Consider the following 15389-nt stretch of genomic DNA (forward strand, 5'->3'; position numbering starts at 1 on the left):
CGGGGGGCCTTCGTCGTCCGGGGCGACGGGCCGCTGACAGACGGCGACGCGGTGGGCACACTGGGTCGATGCCCGATCGCCCCTCCCCCCGCGCGACCGGCGGCGAGACCGCGCTTGTGGTGATCGACGTCCAGCACAGCTACTTCGAGCATCCCGCGCTGGCCGCCCAGCAGGCCGAGCTGACGGCGGCGGTCGTGGAACTGCTCCGGACCGCGCGCGAGGCCGGCCGTCCCGTCTTCCTGGTGCGGACCGAGCACGCGCGGGACCGCTCCACGTGGACGTTGAACATGCTGGCCGACGGCGAGGGCTTCGCCTTCCCGGGCACCCGGCAGGCGGCTCTGCTCGACGGGGTCGCGGCGGCCGCCCCGGACGCCGTCGAGGTCGTGAAGACCCGGGACTCCGCCTTCCACGGCACGGGACTGGCGGCCGAGCTGCGGGGCCGCGGGGTGGATCGGCTCCTGCTGTGCGGCGTCTCCACCCACAGCTGCATCGCCGAGACCGCCACGGCCGCGTTCGCCCTCGACTTCCACGCCGCGATCGCGACGGACGCGATCGCCTCCGAAGAGCCGGCGCTGGCCGCCGCGATGCTCGACTTCCTCCGCGCCGAGATGCGTCAGCCGCTCCTCGGGCAGGACGAGGCACTCACCCTCCTGCGCACCGGCCTCGTCCCCGACCGGGGCTGAGGGGCGGTCACAGGATCTCGACGTCGCCCTCGTCCGTACGCGTGCGGTCCTGGGCGTCCTCCTCGATGTGCATGGCGGCGGACTCCGCATTGCGCAGGGAGTCCGGGGCACGTCCCTCCCCGGCCCGGTGCTGCGGGTCGTCCGAGCCGCCGCGCACGGGCTGGCCGTCGCGGCCGTCCTCCGGCTCGGGGTCGCCGGCGGCGTTGGGATCGGCGAGCAGGTCCGTCTCGAGCTCTCGTTCGTCCTCGCGGTCCTCGAAGGGGACGTCGGTCATGGTGCGGTCCTTCCTCTCGCGGGCGGGCCCGTCCGGCGCCGCCGTCGTCGTGGTGCCCCACACCCTAGTGAGGCCGCCCACGCCTCACCAGGGGACGCCCGCGCCGGGGCCGTGGGCGCGGTCACCCCACCGGGTGAGACCGTCCGCTCGGCCGCGTCTCAGGCAGGGAGCCGGCGTGCGGGACCACGTAAGGTCGGGAGGATGAGCGATCCGACACCGCCCTCGACCGAGCCCATGATCCCCGAGCAACCCGGGAACCATCCGTCCTCGGCGACCGCCCCCGACGCCGGCGTCGCCCCTGCCACCTCCGCCGCGGCCGCCCGCGACCGCGTCCTGCTGCCGTGGGTGTTCTGGCCCTCCGCGGTCATCGTGCTCTCCTTCGTGGTGGCCACACTACTCGCCCCCGAGCAGATGACCGTGGGCATCGGCCTGGTCCAGCAGGCCATCATCACGAACTTCTCGTGGTGGTACGCGCTCGTCGCTCTGTTCTTCGTGCTGTTCTGCGGCTACCTCGCGTTCTCCCGCAAGGGCGGGATCACGCTGGGCAAGCCCGATGAGAAGCCCGAGTTCTCCACGCTGTCCTGGTTCTCCCTGCTCTTCGCGGCGGGCATGGGCATCGGCCTCGTGTTCTTCGGCATGACCGAGCCGCTCATGCACTTCACCGATCCGCGGCCCGACGTGGCGGCCGCCAACCCCACCCAGGCGGAGGCCGCCCAGTCGGCGCTGGCCACCACGTTCCTGCACTGGGGCCTGCAGCCCTGGGCGATCTACGCGGTGGTGGGCGTGGCGGTCGCGCTGGCCATCCACCGGCGCGGCCGTCCCCTCGCGCTGCGCTGGGCCTTCGAGCCGCTGATCGGCGAGCGCCGCGTGCGCGGCGGCTGGGGCCACCTGATCGACAACATCGCCCTCATCGGCACCGTCTTCGGCGTGGCCACCTCGCTGGGCCTCGGGGTCACCCAGATGTCCGCGGGCCTGCGCGCGCTGGGCATCGTGCCCGAGGACAGCCCCTGGCTCGAGTACGCCATGATCGGCGCGGTCACCTGCGTGGTGCTCTACACCGTGGTCTCCGGCGTGGAGCGCGGCATGAAGTGGCTGTCCAACACCAACCTGATCCTGGCCGCCGGCCTGCTGCTGTTCATCGCGATCGTGGGACCCACCGCGTTCCTGTTCAAGGAGATGGTGCAGTCCCTCGGCTCCTACATGCAGTACTTCTTCGCGAACTCGCTCAACGTCTCCGCGTTCTACGGCGCCGAGGGCGACGCGTGGCAGGCCGGCTGGAGCGCGTACTACTGGGGCTGGTGGATGTCCTGGACGCCGTTCGTCGGCATCTTCATCGCCCGCATCTCGCGCGGTCGCACCGTGCGCGAGTTCATCGCCGGCGTGCTGCTGGTGCCCACCATGGTGGGCGTGGTCTGGTTCGGCATCCTGGGCGGCACCGCGATCTTCCTCGAGACCACCCGCCCGGCCGGGTACACCTCCGTGGTGGGCGCGGACGGCGCCATCGACTCGAACACCGCGCTCTTCCAGGTGCTCGAGCAGCTGCCCGCGGGCACGATGCTCGTGGTCGGCGCCATCATCCTCTCGGGCATCTTCTTCATCACCTCCGCCGACTCGGGCTCGCTCGTGATGGGCATGCTCGCCACGGGCGGCGACGTGAACCCGAAGGCCACGGTGAAGATCTTCTTCGCCATCGCCACCTCGCTCATGGCCGCGGCACTGCTGGCCGCGGGCGGCCTGTCCGCGATCCAGGTCCTGGCCATCACCATCGGCCTGCCGTTCTCCGTGCTGATGCTGCTGATCTGCCTGGCCACGTTCCGCTCGCTCGGCTACTCCGTGGCGCGGGTGGAGGCGGTGCGCCGCCAGGCCATGCTGGCCTCCATCAAGGACCGCCTGGGCCTCGAGTCCGACGACGACGAGGTGGTCGACGCCGGCCCCGTGGCGGCCTCGCAGTGGTGGGCCTCGCTCAGCCGGGACCACCAGCAGCGGATCGCCGATGCGGCCGCCGGCGTCCCGGCCTCAGAGGGGCCCCGCCGCCCCCGGCTGCGCCGCCACGAGCACTGACGTCCGGCCTCCCGGGCGACCTCCCGGCCCCGACGAGAACGGCCCCTGTCCCGCGCGGGACAGGGGCCGTCGTCGTCGTGGGGGTCAGTCCTCGTGGGACTGGCGGGTGCGGACCACCGGCAGGGTGCCGGTGCGGTCGTGGGCCGCGGCCGACGTGCGGGTGCCCGTGACGAACCAGGCGAGGGTCAGGACCGCGACCCACACGAGACCGATGATGAGCGCCTGGCGCGAATCCGGGATGGTGGCCATGGTGATCACCACGGTGGCCACGAACGCCAGGCCCAGGTAGGTGCCGACGCCGCCCAGCGGCATGGGGAAGGGGGACGGCTCCGCGCCCTGCTCCGCGACGCGCCTGCGCATGGCGCGGTGGGACAGGAAGATCATGGCCCAGGTCAGCACCACGGCGAACGAGGCGACGCCGGCCACCAGGCTGAAGGCGTTCGGGTCCACGGTGATCAGCACCGCGCCGAGCACCATCACGCCCAGCATCACGGCCACGGACAGCCACGGCACGCCGCCGCGGTTGGTGTGGGTGAAGGCCCGGGGTGCCTGGCCGTCGTGGGCCATCGCGTAGAGCAGGCGACCGGACGCGTAGATGCAGGCGTTGATCGCGGAGACGGCGGCGGTGAGCACCACGAAGTTCAGCAGGTGCGGGGCGAAGGGGACGCCGAGGCCCTCGAAGATCTGCACGAACGGGCTGGCCTTGCCGTCCACCTGGTTCCAGGGGACGAGGGCCATGATGACCGCCATCGTCAGCACGTAGAACAACAGGATGCGGATCGGCACCGTGTTGATGGCCTTGGGCAGCACCTTCTCCGGGTTCTTGGCCTCGCCCGCGGCCACGCCGAGGGTCTCGATGCCGCCGAAGGAGAACGTCACGATGGTGAGCGCGGTCAGCACGCCCAGGATGCCGTGCGGCAGGAATCCGCCGTGGTCCACGAGGTTCGCCAGGCTGGCCTGGGTGCCGTCCGCGGTGGAGGCGCCGGTGAAGAGCAGGATCACACCGCCGAAGATCATCGCCACGATGGCCCCGACCTTCACGAGCGTCAGCCAGAACTCGGCCTCACCGAAGTTGCCGACGTGCGTGAAGTTGATCAGGCCGACCACGAGGATCGTGGGCGCGACCCAGGCCCAGGCCGGGACCCCCGGGAACCAGAACGCCATGTACGTGGTGATGGCGGCGGTGTCCGCGACGATCACGACGGCCAGCTCGAAGACGAAGGTCCAGCCGGTCACGTAGCCGGCGAAGGGGCCGAGATAACGGGAGGCGTAGGCGGCGAAGGACCCGGAGACGGGCTCCCGGAGCGTCATCTCGCCGAGGGCGCGCATCACGAGGAACACGGCGGCGCCCGCGACGAGGAAGGACAGGATCACGCCCGGCCCGGCGGCCTGGATGCCGCCGGCCGAGCCGTAGAAGAGGCCGGTGCCCACCGCCGTGCCCAGGGCGATGAACATGATGTGCCGCTGGCTCAGGCCGCGGTGCAGCTGCCCGCGGTCCGCGGTGGCCGCGCCGGTCTCGGCGACGCGGGAGCCGGAGGGGGAGGTGCTCACGTGAAGTCTCCGCTCGAAGGGGGGGTGGATCAGGACACGCCATGGTGACTCGTGATACAGCGTTCATGCCACTTTGTCCGGTGTGATGCAAGTCATCGTGGACGTTACGTCGCGTTCGTCCGGCCAGGCCGGATGATGTGACCTCGCCCACCGCGGATTCCCCGCGGAAGGTCCGTGGCGCCCCGGCGGGTCCCGGGGCGCGCCGGGCTCAGTCCATGAGCAGCCACGCGGCGGCGTCGTGCGCGAGCCGCCCGTCCTGCACGGCCTCCGCCTCCTCGAGGGAGAACAGGGCCCGGGAATGGTTCGCGGGCAGGTCGACGGGCTCGGTCGACAGGTTCGCCATCACGAGCACGGTGCGCGCCGGGATCGGCTCGCCCGAGCCCAGGTGCCGGCCACCGCCCGAGGTGACCGTGAACGCCAGCACGCCGCGTGTGGGGTCGTGGTGCTCGGACCACGCGAACGTGCCCGTGCCCAGGTCGAGCTCGCCGCGGATCTGCAGCAGACGCCGGTACAGCTCGAACACGGAGCCCTCGACGCCGACCTGCCGGTCCGCCGCCAGCGCTCGGAAGGACGCGGGCTGGGGCAGCCACGGCGCGGCGACGCCCTCGGCGGCGGACGCGGGGCCGTCGTCGTCCGCGGGGGTCGAGAAGCCGTAGGACGGCTCGTCGGCGGCCCACGGCAGAGGGATGCGGCAGCCGTCGCGGCCGGGCTCCTTGCCGTCCGTGCGGAAGAAGTACGGGTCCTGGCGGTGCTCGGCGGCGAGGGTGGTGTGCTCGGGCAGGCCCAGCTCGTCGCCCTGGTAGATGTACGCGGAGCCGGGCAGGCCCAGCTCCACCATCGCGGCGGCGCGGGCCCGACGGCGACCGACCGCCTCGTCTGGCTGCTCGTCCTCGGCCGTGATGCCGGCGGGGTAGGAGCTCGGGTCGGCGAGGCCGTAGCGGGAGGCGTGGCGCACCGTGTCGTGGTTCGAGAGCACCCAGGTGTTCGGGGCGCCGACCCGGCCGGCCTGCTCGAAGGACCGGTCGATCGCGTGGGTCAGCGAGGCGGCGTCCCAGCCGGCCATGAGGTAGGTGAAGTTGAAGGTCTGGTGCATCTCGCCGGGGCGGACGTACCGGAACATCCGCGAGAGCGGGGCCACCCACGCCTCGGCCACCATCATCGGCTCGTGGTCGTAGGAGTCCAGGACCCGCCGCCAGTCCCGGTAGACCTCGTGGACGCGGTCCTGGTCCATGAACGGGGTGAGCGGCTCGAAGGTGTCCGGGTCGAACGTGGGGTCGGCGTCCTCGCCCGCGTCCGTGACCATGCCCATGCGGGAGTGCTCGGCGTCCGGGTAGCCGGGCTGCTTGATGAGCCCGTGGGCCACGTCCACTCGGAAGCCGTCCACGCCGCGGTCCAGCCAGAACCGCAGGATGGAGCGGAACTCCTCGCGCACCTCCTCGTTCTCCCAGTTCAGGTCCGGCTGCGTGGTGTCGAACAGGTGCAGGTACCACTGGCCCGGGGTGCCGTCCGCCTCGGTCACGCGGGTCCAGGCCCCGCCGCCGAACGTGGACTCCCAGTTGTTGGGGGGCAGCTCGCCGTGCTCGCCGCGGCCCTCGGCGAAGTGGTAGCGGGCGCGCTCGGGGGAGCCGGGGCCGGCGGCCAGGGCGGCCTGGAACCACGCGTGCTCGGACGAGGTGTGGTTCGGCACGAGGTCCACGACCACGCGGATGCCGGCCTCGTGCGCGGCGGCGATCATCTCGTCCGCGTCCGCGAGCGTGCCGAACCGCGGGTCCACGGCGCGGTAGTCCGCGACGTCGTAGCCGGCGTCGTGCTGCGGGGAGAGGTAGAAGGGCGAGAGCCAGATCGCGTCCACGCCGAGCTGGGCCAGGTAATCGAGGCGCGAGGTGACGCCGCGCAGGTCGCCCATGCCGTCCCCGTCCGCATCCGCGAAGGAGCGCGGGTACACCTGGTAGATCACGGCGTCCACCCACCATGGCGTGACGGGCCGGTTCCGGGCTTCCGAGGGCGGGGTGCTCAGGCGCTGCGTGGTCATGGGATCCACCCTAGGCCCGACACCGGAGTGCGCGCCCCGCGTGGGCGGCGTCGGCGGCGTGGTGTGCGTCTCGGGCGCCCGGGGCAGCCCCACCCCGGTGCGCCGGGCCGGCTCAGGTCAGCCGGGCCAGCATCCCGACGGTGGCCCAGCGGCGGTTCAGCCGTTCCTGCGCGACGCCGGCGGTCGCCTCGTCACCCTCCTCGAGGGCGTCGATGAGCGTCCACAGGTCGAAGACGGAGTCGTCCGGCCACACATGCCGCGTGAGGCCGCCGTAGTCCAACTCCACCCACGAGTCGGGGTGGAACGCGCCGAGCCACTCCACCATCACCGTGAGCTCACCGATCAGCTCCGCATCCGGGGCGTGCCGCGCGAGCACCGCCGCCGCGTGCCCGGCCCGCTCCCGGGCGGCCACGATCGGCGCGCGCCGGTACGCCGTGCGCTCGCCGTCCACGAGGCGCTGCACGGCCTCCTCGGGGTCGAACACCGTGAGCCAGCCGTGCGGCACACCCCACGTGGCGGTGCGCGTCTGCACGCGGTGGTGGTCCGACGCGCCGTCCTCGCCGTGCGGGTCCTCGCCCGCCGCGTCCGGGTCGGGGGAGAGGCCCCACTCCTCCTCGAGCGCCACGAGGGCGCGGCCGCGGTTCATGGCCCGCGCTGCCGGCGGGATGGCGGCCTCGTGCAGCCGCGGCAGCATCGTCTCCTCGAGCACGGCCGCGGCCATCTCGGCCCGCAGGCCCCGCTCGTCCGGGCAGTAGAACGCGGAGCGGTGCTCGTCCTGCAGGACCCGCACCAGGTCGTCCTCACCGGGCTCCGGGAACGGGTCGGCCACGGGCCGGGCCAGGCGACGCCGGGCCCGCTCCGCCGCCTCGGCCTCCACCTCGGCGCGCGTGCGGTGGCCGCCGGCGATCAGTCGCGCCTGGACCGCGTCCGGGAACGCGGCCAGCGGCTGGAAGACGCGCAGGTGCGCGGTGCCGCGCGCGACACCCGGGGGCGGGCCGTCGTCGTCGTGGGTCATCGCGGGCTCGTCCGTGGTTCAGCCCAGCTCGACGACCACGGGCGCGTGGTCCGAGGCGCCCTTGCCCTTGCGCTCCTCGCGGTCGATCCAGGCGTCCGTGACCGTCCGTGCGAGGGCGGGGGAGCACAGCTGGAAGTCGATGCGCATGCCCTTCTTCTTGGGGAAGGCCAGGCCCGTGTAGTCCCAGTACGTGTACACGCCGGGGCCGGGGTGGCGCGGGCGCACCACGTCCACCAGCCCGGCGTCCTCGAACGCGCGGAACGCCGCGCGCTCGGGCGGGGAGACGTGCGTGTAGCCCTCGCGCTGGAACAGCTCGATGTCCCACACGTCCTCGTCCTGCGGAGCGATGTTCCAGTCGCCGGTCAGGGCGAGCCGGGTGTCCGGGTCCTCGGCGAGGCGAGCGGCCGCGTGCTCCTGGAGCACGCGCAGCCACTCGAGCTTGTAGCCCATGTGCTCGTTCTCCAGGCCGCGCCCGTTGGGCACGTACAGGCTCCACAGGCGGACCGGGGCGACGCCGTCGGCCGCCTCGGCGCCCACGGTCGCCCCGATGGCGCGGGACTCCTCCTGCGGGTCCACGCCGCCCTTGCCGAAGTGCGGCTGGCCGGGGAAGCCGCGCTGCACGTCGCTCAGGCCGACGCGGGAGGCGATGGCCACGCCGTTCCACTGCGAGGTGCCGTTGTGCACCACCTCGTAGCCGGCGCGCTCGAAGAGCTCCCACGGGAAGTTCTCGTCCCGGCACTTGGTCTCCTGGATGGCCAGGACGTCGATGTCATGGCGCTCGAGGAAGGCCTCGACGCGGTCGGCGCGGGCACGGAGGGAGTTGACGTTCCAGGTGGCGATCTTCACCCGGCCAGGCTATCGAAGGGCGCGGACACCGTGGGATCGGCGCCTCAGCGCCACCAATCGTCGTGGATCGTCACCGGCGTGGTGCGCTTGTGGCGGCTGCGGAGCCAGATGCCCTCGAGCTTCTCCGCGACCTCGGTAGGGACGTCCTTGCCCTCGAGGTAGTCGTCGATGTCCTCGTACGTCATCCCGAGTTCGGCCTCGTCCGTCTGGCCCGGCGTGCCGTCCAGCAGGTCCGCGGTGGGCACCTTGTTCCACAGGGGCTCGGGGGCTCCGAGTTCGCGGCCCAGCGCCCGCACCTGCCGCTTGTTCAGGCCGGCCAGCGGCAGGACGTCCGCGCCGCCGTCGCCGAACTTCGTGTAGAAGCCCGTGATGGCCTCCGCCGCCTGGTCCGTGCCGATCACCAGCTGCCCGTGGGCGCCGGCCACCGCGTACTGGGCCGTCATGCGGATGCGGGCCTTCACGTTGCCCTGGTTGTAGTCCGAGATCGGCTCCCCCACCGCCTCGGCGAAGGCGGCGGCCAGACCCTGCACGGCCTCCGCGATGTTCAGGGTGACGTCCTGATCCGCACCCACGAAGTCCATGGCCGCCCGGGCATCCGCCTCGTCGTGCTGCACCTTGTAGGGCAGGCGCACGGCGGTGAACCGGGGGTTCTCGCGGGAGGGCACGACGTCGGCGCCCACCCCCGCCTCACCCGGCGGAGTGGTGTCGGGGCCGCCCAGGGCGACGGCGTCCGTGACGCCGAGCTGGGCGCGGCGACGCTCGACGGCGAGCTGGGCCAGCCGGCCGCCCACGGTGGAGTCCACGCCGCCGGAGATGCCCAGGACGAAGCCGGACGCGCCCGTGGCCGCGAGGTAGTCGGCGAGGAAGGCCACGCGCCGTTCGACTTCGGCCGCGGGGTCGATCTCAGGGAGGACGCACTGCTCGGCGATGATCCGCTGCTGGAGTTCACGCATGCCGGTCAGCGTAGGACCGGCGCCGCGCACGGGGACAGGGGCGACCGGCGACGGCGGCTCACGCGTCCGGGTGCCCCAGGTTGCGGGCGATGCGGCGCAGGACGCGGACGGCGTCGTCGATCTGGTCCCGCGGGACGTCCGCCGTCGCCTCGGCACGCAGGGCCTCGACCGCCTCGCCGACGCGGGCGCCCGCGGTGCGGCCCGTGGCGGTGAGGGTGTAGAGGTCGCCCTCGACCGTCACCCAGTGGGACTCGACCAGCTCCTCGATCTGACCGGACACCGCGCCGCGCTGCTCCTCCTCGAAGCCGGCCTCGAGCTCGGCACGGGACTGCGGGGCCACCGTGAGGGTGTTCAGCAGCTGCCACTGGGCGCGGGTCAGGCCGTGCTCCTCGAGGCTCTCGGCCACGCGCGCCGCGATCAGGCCCTCGGTGAGGGTGAGCCAGTGCGCCAGGGGCAGGCCGGAGGGATGCTGGACGGGGGCGTCGTCGTGCGGGATCTCGCTCATAACCCGAGCCTAGCCAGGCCGGGACGGAATCGGCAGGGGTGGCCGGGCTCGCACTAGCATGGGCGGCATGACCGACGCGCAGACCCCCACCGTCCCCACGCCCGAGCAGGACCGCGAGCGGCTCAAGCAGCTCATCCAGGAGCTGGCCGTGGTGCACGGCCGGGTGACCCTGTCCTCCGGCAAGGAGGCGGACTACTACGTGGACCTGCGTCGTGTCACCCTGCACCACGAGGCCGCCCCACTGATCGGCCGCGTGATGCTGCGCCTGCTCGAGGAGAACGGGATCGAGTTCGACGCGGTGGGCGGCCTGACCATGGGCGCCGACCCCGTGGCCACCGCGATGATGCATCAGGCCGGCACCGTGGGCCGCGCGCTCGACGCGTTCGTGGTGCGCAAGGCGCAGAAGTCGTACGGCATGGGCCGGCAGGTGGAGGGCCCGGGCGTGGACGGGCGCCGCGTCGTCGTGCTGGAGGACACCTCGACGACGGGCGGCTCCGCGCTGACCGCCGTCGAGGGCGTGCGCAACGCGGGCGGCGACGTCCAGGCCGTGGCCGTGATCGTGGACCGCGCGACCGGCGCCGCCGAGCGCGTGGCCGAGGAGGCGGGGGTGCCGTACCTGTACGCGTTCGGCAAGGACGAGCTCGGCCTCGACTGAGCCTCGGACTGCCCCGCGCGCCGCCCGCCTAGAGCCAGTCCGCGCGCTTGAACAGCACGAACAGCGTGAGGGCCACCGCCAGCATGAGTCCCAGGGCGAACGGATAGCCGAACGTCCAGTGCAGCTCGGGCATGCCGTCGAAGTTCATGCCGTAGACCGAGCCCACCAGCTGCGGCGCGAAGATGATCGCCGCCCAGGACGAGATCTGCTTGACCTGCTCGTTCTGGGCGATCGACTGCTCGGACAGCCGCTTCGACGCCAGCGTCGAGTCCAGCTCGAGGGCGCTGTGGAGCATCTGGCGCATGGTCGTCACGCGCTCGTTGATCTGGACGGTGTGGTCGTGGACGTCACGCAGGCGGCGCAGGTTCTCCACCTCGAGGCGCGCCTGATCGCTGAGCTCCTCGTCCTCCCAGGCGTGGGCGTCGTCGCGCCGGGGCAGGCCGTCGGCGTCGAGGCGGCGGGTGTCCTCGTGCAGGCGGGTGCGCACCTCCTCCTGGAGCTGTTCCACGATGGACGGCAGCGCGCGGATGGCGTGCTGGAAGTTCAGCACCTCGCGGGAGAGCTGGTAGATGCGCCGGGAGACGTGCCCGTCGCCGGCGAAGACCTGGCCCTCGATCTCCTCGATGTCCTGTTCGAGGCCGTCGGCCACGGGGAAGTAGTCGTCCACGACCCGGTCCAGGATCTCCAGGGTGACCTGCCACGGCCCCATCGCGAGGCGCTCGCGGCCCTCCGTCTCCAGGAACCGACGCACGGCGGCCAGGTCCGGCTCCTCCGCGTGACGCACCGTCACCACGTAGTGCTCGCCGGTGAAGACGCTCAGCTCGCCGAACTCCACGGTCTCGGTGCGGTCGATGTAGCGGGCCGGGTGCAGGACCATGAACGAGTCCTCGCCGTAGCGGTCCAGCTTGGCGCGCTCGCCCCCGGTGAGGGCGTCCTCGACGGCGAGCGGGTGCAGGCGCAGCTCTTCCGCGACCGCTTGGAGCTCGGCCATGTCCGGGCGGTACAGGCCCAGCCAGGCCATGCCGCCGGTGCGCTCGCACGCCTCCCAGGTGTCTTCGAGGGTGGAGGGGGCGTGGACGCGCCGCCCGTCCACGTACACGGCGTTGTCGATCATGCTCACCCGGACATTCTCCCCGACGGCGGCCCCCGGCGGATTCCAGGATGCGCGCGCTACGGTGGCGCCATGAAGACTCCGCGTCATGCCCCGCCCGTCGTCCGCGACGGCAAGACCCTGCTCCCCGCCCACGCCGTCTCCACGGCCCCGGTCACCGCATTCGGTCTGATCGGCGGCTACCTGACCGCCCGTGAGACCGGCATCCGGCCGCTCGGCGGTGTCGTGCTGGCCACCGCCGGCCTGTATGCCGGCCGGACGTGGTTGGCCACGCGTGGGCCGGCCGTCACCGGGGGCCTGGCCGCCCTGTACCTCGGCGGCTTCGGCGCCTCCCACCCGCTGGCCAAGAAGATCGGTGCGTGGCCGGCGGTGCTCTCCGTGGCCGCGGTGTCCGCCGGGGCCGCCTGGGCCGCCGTCGACCGGTCCGAGGCCGGCCGCTGAGCGAGCCCGCGCCGGCCGAGGACGGCGCCGCGCCCCGCGAGGTCGGCGTGGGCCCGTGGACCGGCCCGTGGCCGGAGGACCCCCGCTACGACCCGGAGCTGCTCGCGCACGGCGACCGCCGCAACGTGCTCGACCACTACCGCTATTGGAGCCTCGAGGCGATCGTCGCGGACCTCGACGCGCGGCGCCACCCGTTCCACGTGGCCATCGAGAACTGGCAGCACGACCTGAACATCGGCACCGTCGTGCGCACCGCCAACGCGTTCAACGCCGCCGGGGTGCACATCATCGGGCGGCGCCGCTGGAACCGGCGCGGCGCCATGGTCACCGACCGCTACCTGCACGTGCGCCACCACGAGACGGTGGAGGCGTTCACGGAGTGGGCGGCGGGGGAGGGGCTGCCCGTGCTCGGCGTGGACCTGTTCCCCGAGTCGGTGCCGGTGGAGACCTTCGACTTCCCGCGCGCCTGCGTGCTCGTCTTCGGGCAGGAGGGGCCGGGGCTCTCTGCGGAGGTGCGGGCGGCGTCGAGCGCGGTGCTGTCCATCGCGCAGTACGGCTCCACCCGCTCGATCAACGCGGGCGTGGCCGCCGGCATCGCGATGCACGCGTGGATTCGGCAGCACGCGGCCGTCCCCTGAGTCCGGCGCGAGCCAGACGATTCCGCGCTGAAAGGAGCCTCTGGACCGCAGATTCGTCTGGCTCGCCGCGCAGAACGGCGCAGGACCGCGCAGGACCGCGCCGACGACGTGCGGCGTGACGGCCTCAGCCCGCGAAGGGCCGGACCGGCAGGCCCGTCACCCCCGGGCGGACGGCGAACAGGGCCCCGGCCAACGGGTCCTCGCCGCGCTCCATGTTCTCCCAGGAGGTGGTGATGTAGAGGGTGCCGAGGTCGTCGCCGCCGAAGGTGCAGGCCGTGGTCTTCTGCACGGGCACCTCGACCACCTCGTCGAGCGTCCCCTCGGGCGTGTACCGGTGGATCTGCCCGTGGCTGATCACGGCCACCCAGATCCCGCCCTCGGCGTCCACGGTGAGTCCGTCCGGCTTGCCCTCCCCGTCGAGCACGTCCACGAGCACGCGGCGGTTCGTCAGGCCCTCCTCGCGGGAGTAGTCGAACACGGCCACCTGCCGTGTGGGGGTGTCGTTGTAGTAGGCCCGTGTGCCGTCCGGGCTCCACTCGAGGCCGTTGGACGTCGTCGCGCCGGTCAGCACGACGTCCACCTCGCCGGCGCCGCCGTCGGGTCCGGGGGCGAGCCGGTAGAGGTTCGCGGCGCCGGGGGTCTTGGCGTACGCCATGGTGCCGCAGTAGAACCGGCCGTCCGGGTCGCAGCCGCCCTCGTTCATGCGGATCCCGGCGTCCGCGCCCCACAGCTCGGGCAGCGTCGTCAGCTCGCCCTCGGGCGAGATCAGGGCGAAGCCCCGCTCCACCGCGACGACGGCGCCGCCCCCGGCACGCGGGCGCAGCGCGGCGGCCACGTCGCCGACGTGCGTGCGGTCCACCGTCCCGTCGGCGCGCAGGGACAGGACGTCCCCGGCGAGCATGTCCACCCAGCGCAGGCCGCCGCCGGCGGTCACGCCCTCGGCGGCGGCGCCCCAGGAGGCGGCCCAGACGGGGCCCTCGCCGTGGTAGGCGATGGGATCGGTGACCTGCTCGGCGCGCATGACTGCTCCTTCGGTGGGCGGGACGGTCCTGGCCCCGACGCTAGCCGAGGCTCAGAACCACCCGCACGAGTCGGCGGTCCAGCGGTCGGCGAGGGTCGCGTCCAGGAACGCCCCCATCCGCGGCAGGGAGGCCACGTGGCCGCCCACGTGGGTCGGGGTGAGGAGCGGGTCGAAGCGCACCCGCGCGCCCTCCGCGCACCAGCGGCGGCCCAGGTCGCGGCCGGCGCGGTACGGGATGACGTCGTCCGTGACGGAGTGCGCGATCATCACCGGCACATCGGGACGGCGGCCCTGCGCGCCGATCCGCTGCTCGGCGAGGATCCCGGCCAGCTCGGCGTCGGAGCGGACGAGCTCAGGGAAGTCCTGCCCCGTGTGGGTCAGCGTGGCGGAGTCGAGGTGCGCGTAGGCGAGGCTGCCTGCCAGGCAGGTCTCGGCCGCGCCGTCGAGGGCCGTCAGGCCGGTCTCGTTGAGGTGCGTGGCCGGGTCCACGTCGTACGCGGCGAGCTGCCCGGCCATCGCGTAGAGCAGGAAGGCCGCGTAGAGACCGCCGTCGATCCGGCCCGCGACCTGCACGAGGTCGGCCGGCGGGGCGCCCGCGTAGGCGCCCTTGAGGTCCAGCTCCGGGGCGTAGTCGGGCGCGAGCTCGGCCGCGGCCGCGGCCGCCCCGCCGCCCTGCGAGTAGCCCGCGAGCGCGACCGGCGCGGTCGCGGTGACGCCCGACCCCGCCACCTGGGCGGCCGCGCGCACCGCGTCGAGGACGGCGTGCGCCTGGGCCTCCCGGACCATGTAGGTGTGCGTGCCCGGGGTGCCCAGGCCCTCGTAGTCGGTGACCACCACGGCGTGGCCGCGGCTCAGCAGGGACGTGATCCCGACGCCCTCGTACTGCACGCCGGTGGAGAGGGTGCGGGAGGGGGCGCAGCGGTCCGCCGCGCCCTGGGTGCCCACCGCGTAGCCGATCACGGGGCGCTCGCCGGCGCCCGTCCACGGGGCGGTGGGGGTCAGCACGGTGCCGGTCACGGCGATGGGTCGGCCCTGGGCGTCCTGCGAGGCGTACATGATGCGCGTGGCGTGCGCCGGCACCTGCACCAGTCGCACCGGGTCCAGGTAGAAGGCGGTGGGCTCGGTGCGGATCAGGGCGCCGGGGGTCGAGGGCAGGGTGGTGGGCGGCAGGTAGAAGGGGTCGTCGGCCGAGGCGGCCGCCAGGGCGTCCCGGGCCGCGTTCCAGCGGGCGTCCTCGGCCGTCGTGGCCGGCTGCGAGAGGTCCTCGACGGCGGAGCTCACCTCCGGCGCGTCGGGGGCCGGGGCGGACTCCTGGGCCAGGGCCGCGTGCGGCGCGCCGAACCCGGCGACGACGGCCACGGCGGCGGCCAGGGCGAGGGGGCGGGAGGGGCGGCGTACGGGGGCCATGGTGGTCTCCGGTCTCTGGGATGCAGATGTGACGCATCTCACCCTAGGCCAGCGACGGGGCCGTGCCCAGGTTGGCGTCGCCGTCGGGCCCGGGGCCCTGGGGCGGGTCCGGCCGCGCGGATAGGATGAGCCCGAGGGTGTCGCGCCCGCCGCGCTCCCCCGCCTGCCTGAGTCGACGACGCCTAGGAGCTGCAGC

15 protein-coding genes are annotated in these 15389 nt (G+C 73.4%); 5 read left to right on the forward strand and 10 right to left on the reverse strand.

What is annotated here, in order from left to right; all coding sequences use genetic code 11:
• Positions 1-68 precede the first annotated feature (68 nt).
• Positions 69-683 carry a cysteine hydrolase family protein gene (locus ACFI33_RS03135; protein WP_127435246.1) on the forward strand — a complete coding sequence of 205 codons (615 nt, stop codon included), beginning with the start codon at positions 69-71 and terminating at the stop codon, positions 681-683.
• 7 nt (positions 684-690) lie between these two features.
• On the opposite strand, the gene ACFI33_RS03140 is transcribed toward ACFI33_RS03135, so the two are convergent.
• The gene (locus ACFI33_RS03140; protein ID WP_127435247.1) at positions 691-957 is read right to left on the reverse strand and encodes a hypothetical protein; all 267 of its coding nucleotides are present in this window, start codon (positions 955-957) and stop codon (positions 691-693) included.
• Positions 958-1158: 201 nt separating this feature from the next.
• Here ACFI33_RS03140 and ACFI33_RS03145 point away from each other — a divergent pair, with 201 nt between their 5' ends.
• Positions 1159-3018 carry a BCCT family transporter gene (locus ACFI33_RS03145; protein ID WP_127435248.1) on the forward strand — a complete coding sequence of 620 codons (1860 nt, stop codon included), beginning with the start codon at positions 1159-1161 and terminating at the stop codon, positions 3016-3018.
• Positions 3019-3102: 84 nt separating this feature from the next.
• Here the strand turns inward: ACFI33_RS03145 and ACFI33_RS03150 are convergent, their stop codons facing one another.
• The 6 genes from ACFI33_RS03150 to ACFI33_RS03175 all read right to left on the reverse strand — a co-directional run bounded on the left by ACFI33_RS03150 (position 3103) and on the right by ACFI33_RS03175 (position 9920).
• Positions 3103-4569 carry an amino acid permease gene (locus ACFI33_RS03150; protein WP_462623755.1) on the reverse strand — a complete coding sequence of 489 codons (1467 nt, stop codon included), beginning with the start codon at positions 4567-4569 and terminating at the stop codon, positions 3103-3105.
• 208 nt (positions 4570-4777) lie between these two features.
• Positions 4778-6601 carry a glycoside hydrolase family 13 protein gene (locus ACFI33_RS03155; RefSeq protein WP_036383521.1) on the reverse strand — a complete coding sequence of 608 codons (1824 nt, stop codon included), beginning with the start codon at positions 6599-6601 and terminating at the stop codon, positions 4778-4780.
• A gap of 112 nt (positions 6602-6713) precedes the next feature.
• A complete protein-coding gene (locus ACFI33_RS03160) occupies positions 6714-7616 on the reverse strand; it encodes a hypothetical protein (RefSeq protein WP_462623756.1) in 903 nt (300 codons plus the stop codon).
• 18 nt (positions 7617-7634) lie between these two features.
• Positions 7635-8462 (reverse strand): exodeoxyribonuclease III, encoded by an 828-nt coding sequence (locus ACFI33_RS03165; protein ID WP_049147818.1) that lies wholly within the window; start codon positions 8460-8462, stop codon positions 7635-7637.
• 44 nt (positions 8463-8506) lie between these two features.
• Positions 8507-9415: an ammonia-dependent NAD(+) synthetase gene (gene nadE, locus ACFI33_RS03170; protein WP_127435332.1), complete on the reverse strand. Its 909-nt coding sequence runs from the start codon at positions 9413-9415 to the stop codon at positions 8507-8509.
• A 58-nt stretch (positions 9416-9473) separates the two neighbouring features.
• A complete protein-coding gene (locus tag ACFI33_RS03175) occupies positions 9474-9920 on the reverse strand; it encodes a MarR family winged helix-turn-helix transcriptional regulator (protein ID WP_060973770.1) in 447 nt (148 codons plus the stop codon).
• A 58-nt stretch (positions 9921-9978) separates the two neighbouring features.
• Here ACFI33_RS03175 and pyrE point away from each other — a divergent pair, with 58 nt between their 5' ends.
• Positions 9979-10575, forward strand: coding sequence for an orotate phosphoribosyltransferase (gene pyrE / locus ACFI33_RS03180; protein WP_036316789.1), 597 nt, complete (start codon positions 9979-9981; stop codon positions 10573-10575).
• A gap of 28 nt (positions 10576-10603) precedes the next feature.
• Here pyrE and ACFI33_RS03185 read toward each other — a convergent pair whose 3' ends face one another.
• Entirely contained in the window at positions 10604-11689 is a 1086-nt protein-coding gene (locus ACFI33_RS03185; RefSeq protein ID WP_036340280.1) for a magnesium and cobalt transport protein CorA, read from the reverse strand.
• Between the two features lie 69 nt (positions 11690-11758).
• On the opposite strand from ACFI33_RS03185, the gene ACFI33_RS03190 reads away from it, so the two are divergent.
• The gene (locus ACFI33_RS03190) at positions 11759-12127 is read left to right on the forward strand and encodes a hypothetical protein (RefSeq protein WP_127445861.1); all 369 of its coding nucleotides are present in this window, start codon (positions 11759-11761) and stop codon (positions 12125-12127) included.
• Positions 12124-12765 (forward strand): TrmH family RNA methyltransferase, encoded by a 642-nt coding sequence (locus ACFI33_RS03195; RefSeq protein WP_170748090.1) that lies wholly within the window; start codon positions 12124-12126, stop codon positions 12763-12765. The genes ACFI33_RS03190 and ACFI33_RS03195 overlap by 4 nt, the downstream gene beginning before the upstream one ends.
• Before the next feature lie 124 nt (positions 12766-12889).
• Here ACFI33_RS03195 and ACFI33_RS03200 read toward each other — a convergent pair whose 3' ends face one another.
• Together ACFI33_RS03200 and ACFI33_RS03205 are read right to left on the reverse strand one after the other, a co-directional pair.
• Complete coding sequence (locus tag ACFI33_RS03200) at positions 12890-13786, reverse strand: SMP-30/gluconolactonase/LRE family protein (protein ID WP_127445862.1); 897 nt, start codon at positions 13784-13786, stop codon at positions 12890-12892.
• Between the two features lie 51 nt (positions 13787-13837).
• Complete coding sequence (locus ACFI33_RS03205; RefSeq protein ID WP_078025970.1) at positions 13838-15193, reverse strand: lipase family protein; 1356 nt, start codon at positions 15191-15193, stop codon at positions 13838-13840.
• Between the last annotated feature and the right edge of the window lie 196 nt (positions 15194-15389).

It is taken from the genome of Micrococcus sp. PSi08 (assembly GCF_054960655.1).

Excerpts from the sequence above, each read along its gene's own strand:
- ACFI33_RS03135 (WP_127435246.1), top strand. The coding sequence starts at position 69 with ATGCCCGATCGCCCCTCCCCCCGCGCGACCGGCGGCGAGACCGCGCTT.
- ACFI33_RS03140 (WP_127435247.1), bottom strand. The coding sequence starts at position 957 with ATGACCGACGTCCCCTTCGAGGACCGCGAGGACGAACGAGAGCTCGAG.
- ACFI33_RS03145 (WP_127435248.1), top strand. The coding sequence starts at position 1,159 with ATGAGCGATCCGACACCGCCCTCGACCGAGCCCATGATCCCCGAGCAA.
- ACFI33_RS03155 (WP_036383521.1), bottom strand. The coding sequence starts at position 6,601 with ATGACCACGCAGCGCCTGAGCACCCCGCCCTCGGAAGCCCGGAACCGG.
- ACFI33_RS03160 (WP_462623756.1), bottom strand. The coding sequence starts at position 7,616 with ATGACCCACGACGACGACGGCCCGCCCCCGGGTGTCGCGCGCGGCACC.
- nadE (WP_127435332.1), bottom strand. The coding sequence starts at position 9,415 with ATGCGTGAACTCCAGCAGCGGATCATCGCCGAGCAGTGCGTCCTCCCT.
- ACFI33_RS03175 (WP_060973770.1), bottom strand. The coding sequence starts at position 9,920 with ATGAGCGAGATCCCGCACGACGACGCCCCCGTCCAGCATCCCTCCGGC.
- pyrE (WP_036316789.1), top strand. The coding sequence starts at position 9,979 with ATGGGCGGCATGACCGACGCGCAGACCCCCACCGTCCCCACGCCCGAG.
- ACFI33_RS03185 (WP_036340280.1), bottom strand. The coding sequence starts at position 11,689 with ATGATCGACAACGCCGTGTACGTGGACGGGCGGCGCGTCCACGCCCCC.
- ACFI33_RS03190 (WP_127445861.1), top strand. The coding sequence starts at position 11,759 with ATGAAGACTCCGCGTCATGCCCCGCCCGTCGTCCGCGACGGCAAGACC.
- ACFI33_RS03200 (WP_127445862.1), bottom strand. The coding sequence starts at position 13,786 with ATGCGCGCCGAGCAGGTCACCGATCCCATCGCCTACCACGGCGAGGGC.
- ACFI33_RS03205 (WP_078025970.1), bottom strand. The coding sequence starts at position 15,193 with ATGGCCCCCGTACGCCGCCCCTCCCGCCCCCTCGCCCTGGCCGCCGCC.